The organism is Halomonas sp. E19 (assembly GCF_052439355.1).
GTDB lineage: Bacteria > Pseudomonadota > Gammaproteobacteria > Pseudomonadales > Halomonadaceae > Halomonas.
In genome coordinates, this window is record NZ_JBNFWU010000001.1 from 2299518 (window position 1) to 2315250 (window position 15733).

General features: G+C 65.1%; 15 protein-coding genes and 4 pseudogenes. 7 read left to right on the forward strand and 12 right to left on the reverse strand.

The window, feature by feature from the left end; all coding sequences use genetic code 11:
* Positions 1-225: 225 nt before the first annotated feature.
* The 3 genes from ACUDAL_RS12075 to ACUDAL_RS12085 form a co-directional block, all read right to left on the reverse strand.
* The gene (locus ACUDAL_RS12075) at positions 226-531 is read right to left on the reverse strand and encodes a hypothetical protein (protein WP_444678300.1); all 306 of its coding nucleotides are present in this window, start codon (positions 529-531) and stop codon (positions 226-228) included.
* On the reverse strand, positions 516-980 hold the full coding sequence (locus ACUDAL_RS12080) for a hypothetical protein (RefSeq protein WP_444678301.1): 465 nt from the start codon (positions 978-980) through the stop codon (positions 516-518). The genes ACUDAL_RS12075 and ACUDAL_RS12080 overlap by 16 nt, the downstream gene beginning before the upstream one ends.
* Positions 981-1097: 117 nt before the next feature.
* Positions 1098-1505 (reverse strand): hypothetical protein, encoded by a 408-nt coding sequence (locus tag ACUDAL_RS12085; RefSeq protein WP_444678302.1) that lies wholly within the window; start codon positions 1503-1505, stop codon positions 1098-1100.
* A gap of 447 nt (positions 1506-1952) precedes the next feature.
* Between ACUDAL_RS12085 and ACUDAL_RS12090 the strand changes: the two are divergent.
* Positions 1953-3613: pseudogene (locus tag ACUDAL_RS12090) on the forward strand (BCCT family transporter).
* A 146-nt stretch (positions 3614-3759) separates the two neighbouring features.
* On the opposite strand, the gene ACUDAL_RS12095 reads toward ACUDAL_RS12090, so the two are convergent.
* Positions 3760-3912, reverse strand: a complete 153-nt coding sequence (locus ACUDAL_RS12095) for a hypothetical protein (RefSeq protein WP_444678303.1) — start codon at positions 3910-3912, stop codon at positions 3760-3762.
* A 53-nt stretch (positions 3913-3965) separates the two neighbouring features.
* Here ACUDAL_RS12095 and ACUDAL_RS12100 point away from each other — a divergent pair, with 53 nt between their 5' ends.
* From ACUDAL_RS12100 to ACUDAL_RS12115, 4 genes and pseudogenes are all read left to right on the forward strand, one after another.
* Positions 3966-4331, forward strand: a complete 366-nt coding sequence (locus ACUDAL_RS12100; protein ID WP_444679373.1) for a GAF domain-containing protein — start codon at positions 3966-3968, stop codon at positions 4329-4331.
* Positions 4332-4357: 26 nt separating this feature from the next.
* Positions 4358-4722: pseudogene (locus ACUDAL_RS12105) on the forward strand (diguanylate cyclase domain-containing protein); the annotation flags it as partial.
* 78 nt (positions 4723-4800) lie between these two features.
* Entirely contained in the window at positions 4801-5217 is a 417-nt protein-coding gene (locus ACUDAL_RS12110) for an EAL domain-containing protein (protein WP_444679374.1), read from the forward strand.
* On the forward strand, positions 5124-5576 hold the full coding sequence (locus ACUDAL_RS12115; RefSeq protein WP_444678304.1) for an EAL domain-containing protein: 453 nt from the start codon (positions 5124-5126) through the stop codon (positions 5574-5576). The genes ACUDAL_RS12110 and ACUDAL_RS12115 overlap by 94 nt, the downstream gene beginning before the upstream one ends.
* Positions 5577-5585: 9 nt before the next feature.
* Here the strand turns inward: ACUDAL_RS12115 and ACUDAL_RS12120 are convergent, their stop codons facing one another.
* From ACUDAL_RS12120 to ACUDAL_RS12130, 3 genes and pseudogenes are all read right to left on the reverse strand, one after another.
* Positions 5586-6308, reverse strand: a complete 723-nt coding sequence (locus ACUDAL_RS12120; RefSeq protein ID WP_444678305.1) for a 3'-5' exonuclease — start codon at positions 6306-6308, stop codon at positions 5586-5588.
* A 1-nt stretch (position 6309) separates the two neighbouring features.
* Positions 6310-8217: a DUF294 nucleotidyltransferase-like domain-containing protein gene (locus ACUDAL_RS12125; RefSeq protein ID WP_444678306.1), complete on the reverse strand. Its 1908-nt coding sequence runs from the start codon at positions 8215-8217 to the stop codon at positions 6310-6312.
* Positions 8218-8337: 120 nt separating this feature from the next.
* Positions 8338-8726, reverse strand: a pseudogene (locus tag ACUDAL_RS12130) (DUF4168 domain-containing protein).
* Positions 8727-9013: 287 nt separating this feature from the next.
* Between ACUDAL_RS12130 and ACUDAL_RS12135 the strand changes: the two are divergent.
* Positions 9014-9928, forward strand: a complete 915-nt coding sequence (locus tag ACUDAL_RS12135; RefSeq protein ID WP_444679375.1) for a DMT family transporter — start codon at positions 9014-9016, stop codon at positions 9926-9928.
* 7 nt (positions 9929-9935) lie between these two features.
* On the opposite strand, the gene mtgA is transcribed toward ACUDAL_RS12135, so the two are convergent.
* The 3 genes from mtgA to ACUDAL_RS12150 all read right to left on the reverse strand — a co-directional run bounded on the left by mtgA (position 9936) and on the right by ACUDAL_RS12150 (position 12757).
* Positions 9936-10601 (reverse strand): monofunctional biosynthetic peptidoglycan transglycosylase, encoded by a 666-nt coding sequence (gene mtgA / locus ACUDAL_RS12140; RefSeq protein ID WP_444678307.1) that lies wholly within the window; start codon positions 10599-10601, stop codon positions 9936-9938.
* A 66-nt stretch (positions 10602-10667) separates the two neighbouring features.
* Positions 10668-11522 (reverse strand): S-formylglutathione hydrolase, encoded by an 855-nt coding sequence (gene fghA, locus ACUDAL_RS12145; protein WP_444678308.1) that lies wholly within the window; start codon positions 11520-11522, stop codon positions 10668-10670.
* 125 nt (positions 11523-11647) lie between these two features.
* Complete coding sequence (locus ACUDAL_RS12150; RefSeq protein WP_444678309.1) at positions 11648-12757, reverse strand: S-(hydroxymethyl)glutathione dehydrogenase/class III alcohol dehydrogenase; 1110 nt, start codon at positions 12755-12757, stop codon at positions 11648-11650.
* Positions 12758-12880: 123 nt separating this feature from the next.
* On the opposite strand from ACUDAL_RS12150, the pseudogene ACUDAL_RS12155 reads away from it, so the two are divergent.
* Positions 12881-13776 (forward strand): annotated as a pseudogene (locus tag ACUDAL_RS12155) (LysR family transcriptional regulator).
* 67 nt (positions 13777-13843) lie between these two features.
* On the opposite strand, the gene ACUDAL_RS12160 reads toward ACUDAL_RS12155, so the two are convergent.
* Both ACUDAL_RS12160 and ACUDAL_RS12165 read right to left on the reverse strand, forming a co-directional pair.
* Positions 13844-14827, reverse strand: coding sequence for a branched-chain amino acid ABC transporter permease (locus tag ACUDAL_RS12160; protein ID WP_444678310.1), 984 nt, complete (start codon positions 14825-14827; stop codon positions 13844-13846).
* A 4-nt stretch (positions 14828-14831) separates the two neighbouring features.
* Positions 14832-15719 carry a branched-chain amino acid ABC transporter permease gene (locus ACUDAL_RS12165; protein WP_444678311.1) on the reverse strand — a complete coding sequence of 296 codons (888 nt, stop codon included), beginning with the start codon at positions 15717-15719 and terminating at the stop codon, positions 14832-14834.
* Positions 15720-15733 lie beyond the last annotated feature (14 nt).

Below are 15733 nucleotides of genomic sequence, written 5' to 3' on the forward strand. Positions count from 1 at the left end.
CAAAGGGGAGGGGCAGCCGGCGGGAGGATCACCCGCAGATAGGGTCAGGCTCTGCATCCTTGCTTTCGCTTCCTTGCGCAGAGTGGCTTCCTTGTGGCTGCATCCTTGCCGCCAGGTTGCCTCCTTGCTCTACCGCCTCCTTGCGGTCGTGGGCTTCCTGCCCGATGAGCCTGACCGGCTCCGGCATCCCGCCGGAGCCGCAAACCTCCATCATTCGAACTTCAATCAGTAGCGATCCTTATCCTTATCGCGGTCCTTGTCATGGTCCTCGATAGGGTATTCCTCTTCTTCTTCCTCGAATTCTTGCGGCATGTCCGCATCGTAACCGTCGTTGCCCGGCATGGTCTGGGTACCCTGGCCGAAGCCGGCCTCACCCTGCTGAGTACCCTGGTCGAAGCCACCGGCGCTGCCCTGCTGGGTGCCCTGGTCTTCGAAGGCATCGGTGCCACCCTGCTGGGTGCCCTGGTCGAAGCCGCCTTGCTGACCTTGCTGATCTTGACCATCGAAGCCCGGCGCTACGCCGTTATCCATGGCGGTCGGGTCGGCTCCAGGCCCCATGCGCGGTGCGGCATCGGTACCGGGGTCGGCTCCGCGCCCGGTGCACCTTGAACGGCTTCCGGCATGCTCTCGGCCGTACCCGGCTGCTGCTGGGTAGCACCCGCGCCTGCGCCAGCACCGGCACCCGTGCCAACGCCAGTATCGGCCCCGACACCAGCACCCTGACCCTGCTGCGTGCCCATCTCAGCATCGCCCGGCGCCACGCCGCCTTCCATGCGATCCGGGTCTGCGCCCGGGCCGGTACCCGCGGCGGCATCAGTGCCCGGGGTAGGCTCGGCACCCGGCGCGCCCTGAACGGCTTCCGGCATATTGTCGGCACGCGAGTCCTGCTGCGTGCCCTGCTGGGCCATTGCGAAGGGGCTCGCGGTCAAGCCGACGGTTACACCCAAAACGCCGAGTTTCTTGAGAAATTCCTTGGACATCATAGTTCCTCTCCTCCTACTAGCGTCGTGTTAACGACTGTTTGTGGGAGGGCTTCTCACCCTCGGCTGTCGCCAGATGTTGCCTCAGGCAACAGCTTGAGATCGATGCGCGGCGTATTACATACCGCCTTGCTCGTCCTCATCCTGCAACAACGGGTCTTGGCCGCCATCGTCTGGATTCATCGTATCCTGCTGGCCCTGCGGCACCGGTTCCTGCTCGGCCTGCGGCGTCGTTTCCTCCTGCGGGAACTGATCACCCTCAGGCTGCTGGACGCTGCCAACAGGCTCTTCGCTTCCATCACCACCGGCCGTGTTGGTCTGGTCAAGGCCAGGATCTGCCGTGGTGTCTTGCATCGGTGAGCCCTGCTCCTCGATGGTAGGACGCTCCTCGTTGACCGGCGGCAGGTTGTCATCGTCATTGCCACAGCCAGCCAGAGATACCGTACCCAGCGTCAGTGCGATCGCCGAGGCCAAGGCTGTCAAACGTCCCTTTGACATAAACCCTGATTGCTTATCGTGGCTCATACGGATGGTCTCCCTTGGTTGATCCGTCTTCACCCAACAAGTAGCACGGGTTGTGCCAACGGCAGCAATGAAAAATAAAAATTATTTATAAACAAACATTTATAAAAACAGAAAGACGCCATGAATGCCTCCTCCGCCTCTCTATCGGATGGCGCAAAGTGACACATGGGCCTTACTGTCACAGGCAGGCGGGCCGCTACGGTCGGAAGCCACTCCGCTTTGCGGTATAATGAAAATCTCAACAATGACCGGCAAAGCGACCGGTCGCATCAGGCGGCGGGAGGTTCAGCAGAAATGTAGCGACCATGTCCGGCCGCACTCTTCCTATGGCATGGCATGCAACGCTGCTCAGCCTCGTCTCGCGACGCAAGCTCCACCTGCCGTACCGCCCACCAGGTGCAGCTGATCCCGCCATGTCGCAACCAACGACCTGCAGGGGAATAAAAAGTGAACGAGTCTTCACACGACAACCGCAGCGAAGAGACTCCTTCGGAAGGCGTACCGGCGCCAGAGGGCCCAGCCAACCTAATCGACACCGACTACGTCATTGGCCAGGACAACCTGGCGACGGACAGGCTAGGGTTCAGCATCGATCTGCACGGCAAGGTGTTCGCCATCTCCGCGCTGGTCACGGTCTTTTTCGTGGTGCTCACCCTGGCGCTGCAGACCGAAGTGGAGCCGCTGTTCAACGCGGTGCGCAATTGGCTGACCAGCCACTTGGCGTGGTTCTTCCTACTGGCCGGCAACCTGTTTGTACTGCTCTGCCTGGGCCTGATCGTCTCACCGCTGGGCAAGGTGAGAATCGGCGGCATGCATGCCACACCGGATTTCAGCTACAGCGGCTGGTTCGCCATGCTGTTCGCCGCCGGCATGGGCATCGGGCTGATGTTCTACGGCGTATCCGAGCCGATGTCCCATTTCAACGCCGCTCTGGGCGGTACCAGCGTGGAAGACGGGGTACGCACCGACTGGGCACCGCTGGGGGCGGCCGCAGGCGATACCGCTGCGGCTGCCGGGCTCGGCATGGCCGCCACCATCTTCCACTGGGGCCTGCATCCGTGGGCAATCTACGCCGTGGTGGCCCTGGCCCTGGCCATCTTCTCGTTCAACAAGGGCTTGCCGCTGACCATGCGCTCGATCTTCTATCCGCTGCTGGGCGAGCGGGTATGGGGCTGGCCCGGCCACGTCATCGATATCCTGGCGGTGTTTGCCACGCTGTTCGGCCTGGCCACCTCGCTGGGGCTGGGCGCCTCCCAGGCCACGGCCGGCCTCAGCCAGCTGTTCGGCATACCGGCCACCAATGCCACCATGGTGCTGCTGATCCTCGGCATCACCGCCGTCGCCATCCTGTCGATCGTGGCAGGCGTCGACAAGGGGTCCGCCGCCTCTCTGAAATCAATATGGGGCTCGCCTTGCTGCTGCTGCTGTTCGTCGTGCTGGTCGGCCCGACGCTGGCGATCCTGTCGGGCTTCTTCCAGAACCTGGGCGGCTACCTGCGCCACCTGCCGGCCCTGTCGAATCCCTTCGGCCGCGAAGACGCCAACTTCACCCAAGGCTGGACCGCTTTCTACTGGGCCTGGTGGATTTCCTGGTCGCCCTTCGTCGGCATGTTCATCGCGCGGGTCAGCCGCGGGCGCACGGTGCGCGAGTTCCTGATCGCCGTGCTGCTGGTGCCCTCGCTGGTCTCGGTGCTGTGGATGACCGCCTTCGGCGGCACGGCGATCGACCAATTGGTGAACGATGGCGTCGAGGGCGTGCGCGACGCGGCTCTCGAACTGCAGCTGTTCGTGATGCTCGGCGAGCTGCCGCTCAGTGCCATCACCTCCTTCATCGGCATCGTACTGGTGGTGGTGTTCTTCATCACCTCCTCGGATTCAGGCTCGCTGGTGATCGACACCATCACCGCCGGCGGCAAGGTCGATGCGCCCAAGCCGCAGCGAGTATTCTGGGCCATCATCGAAGGCGTCATCGCCATCGCCCTGCTGCTCGGCGGCGGGCTGGTCGCCCTGCAGGCCATGGCCGTCTCTACCGGGCTTCCGTTCACGCTGGTACTGTTGGTGGGTTGCTACGCCATCCTCAAGGGACTGATGAGCGAACCACGGGCCTGAACCTACCCTGGGGCGGCCTTCGGGCCGCCTCTGCTTCCCGGCGAACCGCCTGGCTGATTCGCCTAAGGAAAAACGACCTGACACCCAGGAAAAGGGCAGCAACATAAGCCCACTAGCATCGTGATGCTGGTTCGTGCATATTTCAGTCACTCGATAATGATGCCAAGGAGCCGCTGTCGCCCATGATGGCCCCCGAAGACGCATTCCGTCTGCTCGCTGATGGCTTGGGCAAAGCCGGTACTCCTCAGGCGCTCGACCATCTGGTCGAGCGACTTGCAGCAATCCTCGACGGCGACCATGTCGTCATCGGCAAGATCCAGGCCGAAAGCCCCACAATTCGCACCGTTGCCTTCTGGTCCCGCGGCGCGCTGCAGCCGGCGGCCGTCTATGCCCTGGCAGGCTCCCCTGCGAGCATGTGCTGCACGACCGCATCTGCACCTTCCCCGACAACCTGGCCCAGCGCTTCCCCGCCGACGAACTGCTGCACGTGCTGGGCGCCCAGAGCTATATCGGACTGCCGCTGCGTGCACCCGACGGTTCGCTCATTGGCCTGCTGGCGGTCATGCGCAACCGCCCCTGGCGCTTCCCGCTTACGCCCAAGAGGTGCTGCGGATCGCCGCCGCCCAGGCAGGCGTGGAGATGGCCCGGCGAGCGGCTGAGGAGAAACAGCGCAACAGCGACTACCGCCTCCAGCAGCTGGTCCACTGGGACAGCGTAACGGGGCTGCCGAACCGGCGCTGCTTCATGGATCGCCTGGCCGAGGCCTGCGACCAGGCCAGGCTGCAAGGCAGCCATATCGGCCTGCTCTACCTCGACCTGCAGCGCTTTCGCCAGATCAACGACACCCAGGGCATGAATTCGGCGACCAGGTGCTGGCGGAAGTTGCCGGGCGCTTCGGCGCCATGGCCGAGCTTGGCGAATTCGTCGCACGCCTGGGCGGCGATGAGTTCATGGTGCTGCTGAGCGACACCCGGCCTGCCGCCATGGCTCATGCCATCGAGCGCTACCGCCACTGCCTGGCCGAGCCGCTGCAGATTGCCGGGCGCTGCTTCTCGATATCGGCCAGCGTCGGGGCGGCCCTGTTTCCCCGCGATGCCGACAACGCCCAGTCGCTGTTCCAGCACGCCAGCATCGCCCTCAACCACGCCAAGCGTGACAACAACCGCACGCGCTTTTTCAGCACCACCATGGCCGACGAGCTGCATCAGCGGGAGCTTCTGCAGGCGCGCTTCGTGCATGCCCTGAACCAGGGCGAGCTCACCTTGCACTTCCAGCCGCAGTTCAGCCTCTCCACCGGCAAGCTGGTCGGTGCCGAGGCGCTGTGCCGCTGGCAGGACGAGGTACTCGGCCAGGTCAGCCCCGCCACCTTCATACCGCTTGCCGAAGAGCAGGGGCTGATGCTCCAGCTCGGTGAGTGGGTGCTGGATACGGCCTGCCAGCAGCTGCAAGAGTGGGATGCTCAGTGCACCCCTTTCCCGGGCGGCTGTGCGTCAATGTGTCGGCCCAGCAGATGGACGACCCCTGCCTGGCCGAGCACGTGCAGCGCATCGCCACGCGCATCAGCCCCGGCCGGCTCGGCCTGGAACTCACCGAAAGCGGCCTGATGCGCAACCCCGAGCAGACCGTGCGCATCACCCGCACCCTGTGCGATGCGGGCATCGGCCTGGCCATCGACGACTTCGGCACCGGCTACTCCTCGCTCTCCTACCTCAAGCGCTTCGCCGCCGATACGCTCAAGATCGACATGTCCTTTGTTCGGGACATGCTCAAGAGCAGCCACGACCATGCCATCGTGGAAACCATCATCGCCATGGCCCAGACCCTCGGCATGCTGACCGTGGCCGAAGGGGTCGAGAGCCCCGAGCAGGCCGAGGCGCTGCGTTCACTGGGCTGCACCAGCGTGCAGGGCTTCCATTACGGTCGCCCGGTGGACGGTGCCACCTTCGCCAAGCGCTGGCTGTAGCGGCACCGCTCAGCTCCACAGCTCTGCCACCCGCGTCTCGGCGCGATAGTGCGTGGCGATCTGCGCCTGCAGAAGCTCGGCCGTCGCCAGCGCATCGACCATCGCATGGTGCCCCAGGTAATCGGGCAGCCCGTAGCGGCGGCGGCTGTCGCCCAGCCGGATCGACACCGGCGGCCGCCGCAGCCAGCGACGCAGCCGCGACCACGGCGAGAGCCGGTGACGTCGCGCTTCGAGCGACATGGTATCGATCATGGGAAAGCGTAGCCCCTCGCCCAGGCAGCGCTGGGCCGCAGCATCGAGGAAGGGTCGTTCGATATGACGAAAGTGGACCACGGCCAACCGGCCTGCCAAGGCGTCAAGCACCTCAGGCAGGACCGACTCGAGCGCGGGCGCCTCGGCCACCTCCGCATGGGTGATGCGGTGCAGTACCACCGATTCGCTCGACAGCGCGCCGCCCGGCCGGACCACCCAGTAGCGCCGCTGCGACAAGTGAATCCGCGCCAGCGTGAACGGCACCAGCCCGATGCTGACGATGGCATGCCGGCGGGCATCGAGCCCGGTGGTTTCCAGGTCGAGCGCCACCAGCGCTGCCTCGCCGATCGGCGTGTCGGTCGCCGGGCAGCCGGCTTCCAGGAAGCGCTTGAGCACAGGGTGGCTGGCCGCCCGGGCGCGCTGTTCAAGGTAGTCCGGCCATCCCTGCGCCTGGCGCGAGGGCATTCGATGCGACAGCATCTCAGCGCACCGCCCCAGTGCGCGCCGGGATCGGGTAGCGATACTTGAGGAATTTCTGTGCGTTGCTCAGCACCTGGAAGGCATCCTTGAGGTGGTGGCGTTCGCTGCCGTCGACGTCCTCCGGCACGAACGTATTGTCGGGCGCCTGGTGGCGCTCGAGGTCGATCACCTGGTGGCGAATGCGCACCATGGAGAGGTACTCCATCGCATAGCGCAACTTCTCGCCGGCCCCCGGTGCCAACAGCTGGGTGCTGGCGATGTCATCAAGCCGTTCGAAGCTGTTCTGGGCCCGAGAACCACAGGCCAGGGCATGCACCCGGATCAGGTCCACCATCGGCGCCGTACCGCGCCGCTTGAGGTTGATCGTGTTGTTTTGCTTGCCGTCCTGCTCCATCACGAAGGTGCGAAAGACCCCCAGCGGCGGCGTGCGCTGCAGCGCGTTGCGCGCCATCGCCGCCAGGAACAGCGGGCTTTGCGGGGCCTTCGCGGCAATCAGGTCCTGCAACTGCTCGATGAAGGCCTCGTCGCCATAGGCCGCGTCCAGGTCGAAGAAGATCGAGCTACGCAGCAGCCGCTCCGGCGTGGGCTGCTCGATCCACTCGCAGAAGTAGCGCTTCCATACCGCCAGCGGCTGGCGCCACCTGGCGTTGGTGGCCATCACATCGCCCTTGCAGTAGGCGTAGCCGCAAGCGGCCAACCCATCGCAAACGAACTGGGCCAGGGCTTTGAAGTAGGCGTCATGGAGGTGCGGGACGAAGTCGTCGGCCAGCACCAGGGCATTGTCCTGATCGGTGACGATGGTCTGCTCGTTGCGCGCCATGGAACCGTTGACCATGAAGCAGTAGGCCACCGGCGGCGGCCCCAGCGCCTCTTCGGCAAGTTCCAGCAGCCGACGAATGAAGCTGCGCCCGATGGTCGACATGGCGCTGCCCACCATCTGCGAGGTGGCGCCCTCCCCCACCATGCGCACGAAGGCCCCGCGCACGTCTCCCGCCAGCCGCGCCAGCCCCTCGACGCCGGGCTGGTGAAAGATGTTGCTGACCAGGTAGAGGCTGCTCTGGGTTTCGTAGCGGATAATGTCGGAGAGATGCACGATGCCTACCGGCAGGCGCCGCAGCAGCACCGGCAGGTGGTGAATATTGTTGCGCAGCATGCACAGCATTGCCTCATGCACGGATTCATCGGACTGCACGGTGATCAGCCTTTCCCCCATCAGTTCGCCGATGGGGGTCTGTGGGGGCAGGCCGCGGGCAACCACGCGGGTGCGAAAATCGCTGTTGGTCAGGATGCCGCGCAGCCGCCAGGCGCAACCTCCTGCGTCGGTGAAGGTATGGCGTGGGTCCGCGTCGTCGTCGTCGAGCACCAGCGCCGCTGAGGCCTGGGCTTCGCTCATCTGCTGCGCCGCGGCTTGGACCGTGGTGGTGGCCTCGAGCATCACCGGCGGACGTGACAGCAGCTTGCGTATCCGCGTGACCGTCATGTCGTTGGCCTTGCTCAGCTCCGCAACGGCGGCTTCCAGCCGTGGCTGCTCCAGCTCGACGAAGTCGGCGAAGTGGTCGTCGCTTTCGCACAGGTGCTGGAAGACGTCGGCCGGGATGAAGTAGATCAGGGTATCTTCGAGCGCGCGGGCAGGAAAGCGCACCCGCTGGCTGCGCAGCAGGCTGAAGTGACCGAAGATATCACCCTCGCCCAGGCGATTGTAGAGCGCGCCAGTGCGGCGAAAGACCTCCACCGCCCCGCTGCGGATGTAGCATAGCTCGGTGATGGGTTGGTCCAGCACTAGGATGTCGGTACCGGCCCTGAAGTAGCCGACCTCAACCTGGCCGGCCACTGCGTCGAGCAGCGCATCAGACAGCCCGTCGAAGGGTGGGAAACGGCCCATGTGCCGTCGAATTTCCAGCAGTTCCATGCAACACGCTCGCCGGCTGGGGAATACGCCCAGTGTGTTTACCGGGGCCAGCCCTGTAAAGCCCGCCCGAAATGCGACGGCCGCCCGGGGGCGGCGCTTCGTCTGTCAGTGCGGCGAGTATCAGGACTGCTCGGCCATCTGCTGCACGCGCTGCATCAGTTCGGGATCCTGCTGAATCGCATGGCCGATGGCGTTGAAGGTGTCGACATCGAGGCCGCTGTCCTCGACGACTTCCACCATGCGGTCATTGGCTTCCATGCGAACTTCCTGCTGGGTCTGCTCATCTTCGGCGGCGTGCAGGCGCTCGGTGTACTCCTGGGAGATCACCGCGATGTCCTGGGAGGCATCGGCGAACTGCTGCAGTTGCTCATCGGAAAATTCCTGAGCGGGCGCAGTGGCCTGCGGCTGGGCACCCGGGTCCTGGGCGGATCCTGCTGCGCCTGGGCCTGGGCGGTCATCATGCCTGCCGCCAGCAGAGCGGCCGAGAACAGTGCAGTCATCCTTTGCATCTTGAAACCTCCAAGGGTCTTGCGGTGAATGTAGAAGGTCTGACGTAGCTGAACCGGCAGGGTTCAGATTTTATTGTAACGAAATGCAACCCCGCAAGATCGTTAGGAGTTGCCGATGGTGCTGAGCGCCCGCACAGAGCGCCCTTGCATGAGTTTGCCGTTGCATGGGTTCACTGCCGCAAGCGCAGCCAGCTGGATTGTCCGGGCGATAATGCTTACTCTGCTATCCTTCGCCGCGTCGATGACGCAGTATCGCCGTGACAGCGCCGCCCAGGACACCGCCCCCGATGCCGCCCTCGCCCTCCTCCCGCTTCGAGCCTCTGCTGCTGGCCGCCATGCCCATCCTCTTCGTGGCCCTATGGAGCACCGGCTTCATCGGCGCCAAGTTCGGGCTGCCGCACGCCGAGCCCTTCACCTTCCTGGTGGTGCGCTTCGCGCTTACCCTGGCGCTGCTGGTGCCGCTGGTACGCCTGCTCGACAGCGGCTGGCCGAACGGTGCACGGCTATGGGCACATATCGGCGTCTCGGGCATGCTGGTGCATGGTGCCTACCTGGGCGGGGTCTTTTACGGCATCTACCTGGGCATGCCGGCCGGGCTGACCGCCCTGCTGGTAGGCCTGCAGCCGCTGCTCACGGCCACCCTGGCGGGGCCACTGCTGGGTGAACGCATCGCCCCGGTGCAATGGTTGGGGCTGGCAGTAGGCTTGGGTGGCATCGTGCTGGTACTGGGCAGCAAGCTCGACCCTGGCGCCGCGCTGTTTCAGGGGTTCGGGCTCGACGCCCTGGCCTGCGTGCTGATCGCACTGGGCGGCATCACCTTCGGTACGCTCTACCAGAAGCGCTTCTGTACCGGCATGCCGCTGCTCTCCGGCACCGTGGTGCAGTACCTGGCCGCAGGCGTCCTGCTGGGCCTGGGGGCGCTGCTTTTCGAAGAGCGGCAAATCGAATGGAGCCCCACCTTCGTGCTGACCCTAGCGTGGCTGGTGCTGGTGCTGTCGATCGCTGCCATCCTGCTGCTGATGGCGCTGATCCGACGTGGCGAGGCATCACGCGTGGCCAGTCTGTTCTATCTGGTGCCGCCGGTCACTGCGCTGCAGGCCTGGTGGCTGTTCGATGAGCGGCTGCCGCCGGCCGGGCTGCTTGGCATGCTGATCACCATCGTGGGGGTAGTGATGGCCGTGCGCGGCAAGGCGACACGCTAGGCGGCGGTCAGGAGGCGTCGAGCCGCTCGAGGTAGCGCGGCCCGCCGAGATTGCGCATCTGCTGGCGAATCCACTGGCTGCGCCGCTCTACGTGCGGCCCCGGCCGCGCCGCATCCCAGGCGCGCGGGTTGGGCAGGATCGCCGCCAACCGGCTGGCCTGCACCTCGGTCAAGCGATCGGCCGGCACGCCGAAGTAGTGCTGTGCGGCAGCTTCAAGCCCAAACACGCCATGATCCCACTCGACGATATTGAGATAGACCTCGAGGATTCGCTGCTTCGGCCATAGCGCCTCGATCAGCACGGTGAACCACGCCTCGAGCCCCTTACGCAGCCAGCTGCGCCCGGTCCACAGGAACAGGTTCTTGGCCGTCTGCTGGCTGATGGTGCTCGCCCCGCGCAGCCGCGCCCCGCTGCGGCTGGCCTCCCAGGCGCGACGCATCTCGGCCACATCGAACCCCCGGTGCTCGGGAAAGCGCTGATCTTCCGCTGCGATCACCGCCAGCTTGGCATTGACGGAGAGCTCTTCCCAGGGCCGCCACTGGTGTTGGATGGTCAGGGATTCGCCGGCTAGCGTCGCCTGGAGCTTGCGTTCCACCATCACCATCGAACCCACGGCGGGGACATGACGCAGCAGCAATACCAGCATCACCGATAGTACGACGAAGGCGGCCATGGAAATGGCCGCCCAACGTATAACCCTGATCAGCAGAACGCGCATCAGGGCGCGCCCCAGGTCCGCTCATGACTTGAAGAGATGCTCCGCATGGTAGCGCAGGTGATCCTCGATGAAGCTGGCGATGAAAAAGTAGCTGTGATCATACCCTGGCTGACGCCGCAGCGTCAGGGGGTGATCATGCTCGGCGCACACCGCCTCCAGCCGCTCCGGTTTCAGCTGTTCATCGAGGAAGTCGTCCGCCTCCCCCTGGTCGATGAACAACGGCTGGCGCGAGGCGCCCTTGGCCACCAGCTCGCAGGCGTCGTACTGCGTCCAGTTGCCGGGGTCGTCGCCCAGGTAGGTCTGGAACGCCTTGCGCCCCCAGGGGCACTGGGAGGGGTTGACGATGGGAGAGAACGCCGAGACCGAGCGGTAGTGCCCGGGCCGTCGCAGAGCCAGCATCAGCGCCCCATGGCCGCCCATGGAGTGCCCGCTGATCGCCTCGCGCCCATTGACCGGAAAGTGCTGGCGCACCACCGACGGCAGCTCCTCGGACACATAGTCATACATGCGGTAGTGCGACTTCCAGGGTTCGCGTGTGGCATTAACGTAGAAGCCTGCTCCCGAGCCCAGGTCGTAGCTGTCGTGCTCGCCCGGCAGGTCGGTTCCGCGGGGGCTGGTGTCGGGGCAGATGATGGCGATGCCCAGTTCAGCCGCCACACGCTGTGCCCCGGCCTTCTGCATGAAGTTCTCGTCGCTACAAGTCAGCCCCGATAGCCACCACAGCAGCGGCACGCGCTGTGTTTCCGCCTGGGGCGGCAGGTAGATGGCAAATACCATCTCGCAGTCCAGCGCGCGCGAGCGGTGGCGGTAGCGCTTGTGCCAGCCGCCGAAACTCTTGTTGGCCGATACCAGCTCGAGATGTTCAGTCATGCTCATGCTGCGTCTCCTTCCACCTGTTCGTTGTGGCTTCGCTGGGGCTCACACGCCACGCGGCGCCAGGCGCCCCCGTCCGGGGCGGCACCGGGCGCCTGTAACCCGTTCGGCGCGGCTCCGGGTGCCTATTAAAAGTGCAGCACCGTACGAATGCTCTTGCCCGCATGCAGCAGGTCGAACGCCTCGTTGATCTTCTCGAACGGCATGTCATGGGTGATGAACTCGTCGATCTTGATCTCGCCGTCCATGTAGCGCTGCACGTAGCCGGGCAGCTCGCTGCGCCCCTTCACCCCGCCGAACGCCGAACCGCGCCACACCCGCCCGGTGACCAGCTGGAACGGCCGCGTCGAGATCTCCTCGCCGGCCCCGGCCACGCCGATGATCACCGATTCGCCCCAACCCTTGTGGCAGCACTCCAGCGCCTGGCGCATCACGTTGACGTTGCCGATGCACTCGAAGGAGTAGTCGACCCCACCGTCGGTCATGTCGACGATCACCTGCTGGATCGGATCGGAATGCTCCTTGGGATTGACGAAGTCGGTGGCACCGAACTGGCGCGCCAGGTCGAACTTGTCCGGGTTGACGTCGATGGCGATGATGCGGCTGGCCTTGGCCATCTGCGCGCCCTGGATCACCGCCAGGCCGATGGCACCGAGGCCGAACACGGCCACGGTGGAACCCGGCTCCACCTTGGCGGTGTTAAGCACCGCGCCGATGCCGGTGGTCACGCCGCAGCCGAGCAGGCAGATCTTGTCCAGCGGCGCCTCCTTCGAGACCACCGCCAGGGAGACCTCGGGCAGCACGGTATACTCGCTGAAGGTGGAGCAGCCCATGTAGTGGTGCAGCCTCTTGCCGTCGAGCGAGAAGCGCGAGGTGCCGTCGGGCATCAGGCCCTGGCCCTGGGTGGCGCGCACCGCCTGGCACAGGTTGGTCTTGCCGGAAAGGCAGAACTTGCACTTGCCGCACTCGGCGGTATAGAGCGGAATGACATGGTCACCGGGCTTTACGCTGGTGACGCCTTCACCTACCGCCTCGACGATGCCGGCGCCTTCATGGCCCAGCACCGAGGGGAACAGCCCTTCCGGGTCGGCGCCGGAAAGCGTGTAGGCATCAGTATGGCAGACGCTGGTGGCCTTGATGCGCACCAGCACCTCGCCGGCCTTCGGCCCCTCCACGTCGATCTCCAGCAGCTCCAGGGGCTTGCCAGCTTCCAGGGCAACGGCGGCACGCGACTTCATGATGCAACTCCCGAGATGGATTGATGGCTACCAGTCTAGGCGTGCAAGCCCTCAAGTTGATACCGAAACAACGGCACAATATTATTTCCGCTCAGCAATAATCTCAGGAACAAGAGGAGACACATGGCGCACTGGGACGGTATCGAAGCCTTCGTCGAGGTCGTACGCCTCGGTACCTTCGCGGCGGCCGCTCGTCGGCTGCAGGTGTCCAATTCGCACATCAGCCGCCAGGTCGCCCAGCTCGAGCAGCAGTTGGGCCTGCCGCTGCTCTACCGCACCACGCGCCAGATCCACCTTACCGATGCCGGCGAGCGCTACTACCTGCGCTGCCGTGAGCTGCTCGACGGTTTCCGCGACGCCGAAACGGCGCTGCAGCAGCTGCAGGAACGGCCCCAGGGGTGCTGCACCTGAGCTGCGCCACCACCTTTGGCGAGCGCTTCATCGCACCGATGGTCAATGACTTTCTGTGCCTGCATCCCCAGTTGGAACTGCGCCTGCACCTGACCAACCGACAGGTCGACGTGATCGACGAAGGCTACGACGTGGTCATCCGCATGGGTACGCTGCAGGACTCTTCGTTGGTGGCACGCAGGCTCAGCGGGCGGCGCGAGTTCATCGTCGGCTCACCCGCCTATTTCCTCGGCGTGTCCCAACCGCACTCGGTGGCGGAGCTGAGCCGCCACCGCTGCCTGATCGGCACCCGCGACCTGTGGCGTTTCGACATCGACGGCGTGCATCGCGACGTCCGCGTGCAAGGCCCCTGGCAGGCCAACTCGGGCCCGGCGCTGCTGGATGCCGCCCTCAAGGGCCTCGGCCTGGCCCAGCTGCCCGACTACTACGTGGCGCCCTACCTGGCCAGCGGCGAACTCATCTCGGTGCTCGATGCCTTCCAGTGCTGCGACACCGGGGTCTGGGCCGTGATGCCCAGGCACCGCCAGCATGCCGCCAAGGTTCGTCAGTTCGTCGACTACCTGGTCGCCCAGCTACCGCAGCGGCTCCAGCAGGCCACCCAGCGCTGAAACGCCAGGTGGCGATGAATAAGAAAAAGCGCCCCGAAGGGCGCCAGGAAGAGACCTGCGGTCACGCTCACTTGAAATTTTTGCGATACATCTTCATCGCTTCGCCGACGATGCCGCTGCGGAAACTCAGCACGCAGATGACGAAGATCACACCGAGGATCGGCCCCACCCAATTGCCCAGCGCCGACTGCGCCAGCATGTGCTGCAGGCTGACCACGATGCCAGCGCCGACCACCGGGCCGAACAGGGTGCCGACGCCGCCCAGCAGGGTCATCAGGATCACTTCGCCTGACATGTGCCAGTGGGCGTCGGTCAGCGAGGCGAGCTGGAACACCACGGTCTTGGTGGAGCCGGCCAGGCCGGCCAGGCCGGCCGAGAGGATGAAGGCCACCAGCTTGTAGGCATCGACGTTGTAGCCCAGCGACACCGCCCGCGGCTCGTTCTCGCGAATCGCCTTGAGCACCTGCCCGAACGGGGAGTGCACGGTGCGCTGGATCAGCGCGAAGCCGAACAGGAAGACGGCGAACACGAAGTAGTACATGGCCAGGTTACTGCGCAGGTTGATCACGCCGAACAGGTGACCCCGCGGCACCCCGTGCAGGCCGTCCTCGCCGCCGGTGAACGGCGCCTGGATGTAGAAGAAGAACACCAGCTGGGCCAGCGCCAGGGTCACCATGGCGAAGTAGATGCCCTGGCGGCGGATCGACAGCGCACCGAACACCGCCCCCAGCACCAACGCCGCGGAAGTACCGGCGAGGATGCCGAGCTCCGGCGTGATGCCGGGGTAGCTCGACAGCAGGTAGCCGGTGACGTAGCCGCCGGTGGCCAGGAAGGCCGCATGGCCGAACGAAAGCAGCCCAGCGTAGCCCAGCAGCAGGTTGAAGGCGCAGGCGAACAGCGCGAAGCACAGCACCTTCATCAGGAACACGGGGTAGGCGACGAAAGGCGCGACCAGGCCAATGGCGACCAGCGCCAGGTAGAAGGCGTTGCGGCGCAGGTTGGCACGCCGCTGGCGCTTCATGGAAGGCGTCATCGTTTGCGAAATGGCCATGATGTCATGCCTCCTTGCCGAACAGGCCGGCGGGTCTGAGCAGCAGCACCAGGATCATCACCAGGAAGATCACGGTATTGGCGGCTTCTGGGTAGTACACCTTGGTCAGGCCTTCGATCAAACCCATGGCCAGTCCGGTGACGATAGCGCCGAGGATGGAGCCCATGCCGCCGATGACCACCACGGCGAAGACCACGATCAGCAGGTTGGAGCCCATGGTCGGCGACACCGGGTAGAGCGGAGCAGCTAGCACCCCGGCAAAGGCGGCCAGGCCAACGCCGAAGCCGTAGGTCAGGGTGACCAGCAGCGGCACGTTGACGCCGAAGGCCTGCATCAGCGCCGGGTTCTCGGTGCCGGCCCGCAGGTAGGCGCCAAGCCGCGTGCGCTCGATGATGTACCAGGTCGCTAGGCAGACGGCGATGGCTGCTACCAATACCCAGGCACGGTACTTGGGCAGGAACATGAAGCCAGTCTGGAAGCCGCCCTGCAGTGCCTCGGGCGTGGGGTAGCGCGCCCCGGACACGCCGAAGAAGTTGACCAGGGTACCTTCGAAGATCAGCGCCAGGCCGAAGGTCAGCAGCAGGCCGTAGAGGTGGTCCAGATGGCCGATGCGGCGCAGCAGCAGCCGCTCAATCAGCATGCCGAACAGGCCGACGAACAGCGGCGCCAGCAGCAGGGCCGTCCAGTAGTTGATGCCCAGATAGCGCATTCCCAGCAGGGTGGCGAACGCCCCCAGCATGTACATGGCCCCATGGGCGAAGTTGACGATCTTCAGCAGACCGAAGATTACCGCCAGCCCAAGGCTCAGCAGGGCATAGAAGGCGCCGTTGATCAGGCCCAGCAGCAGCTGACCCATGAACACCGCCAACGGCACCCCGAATATCATCGTCATGTTAGGTTCTCCTC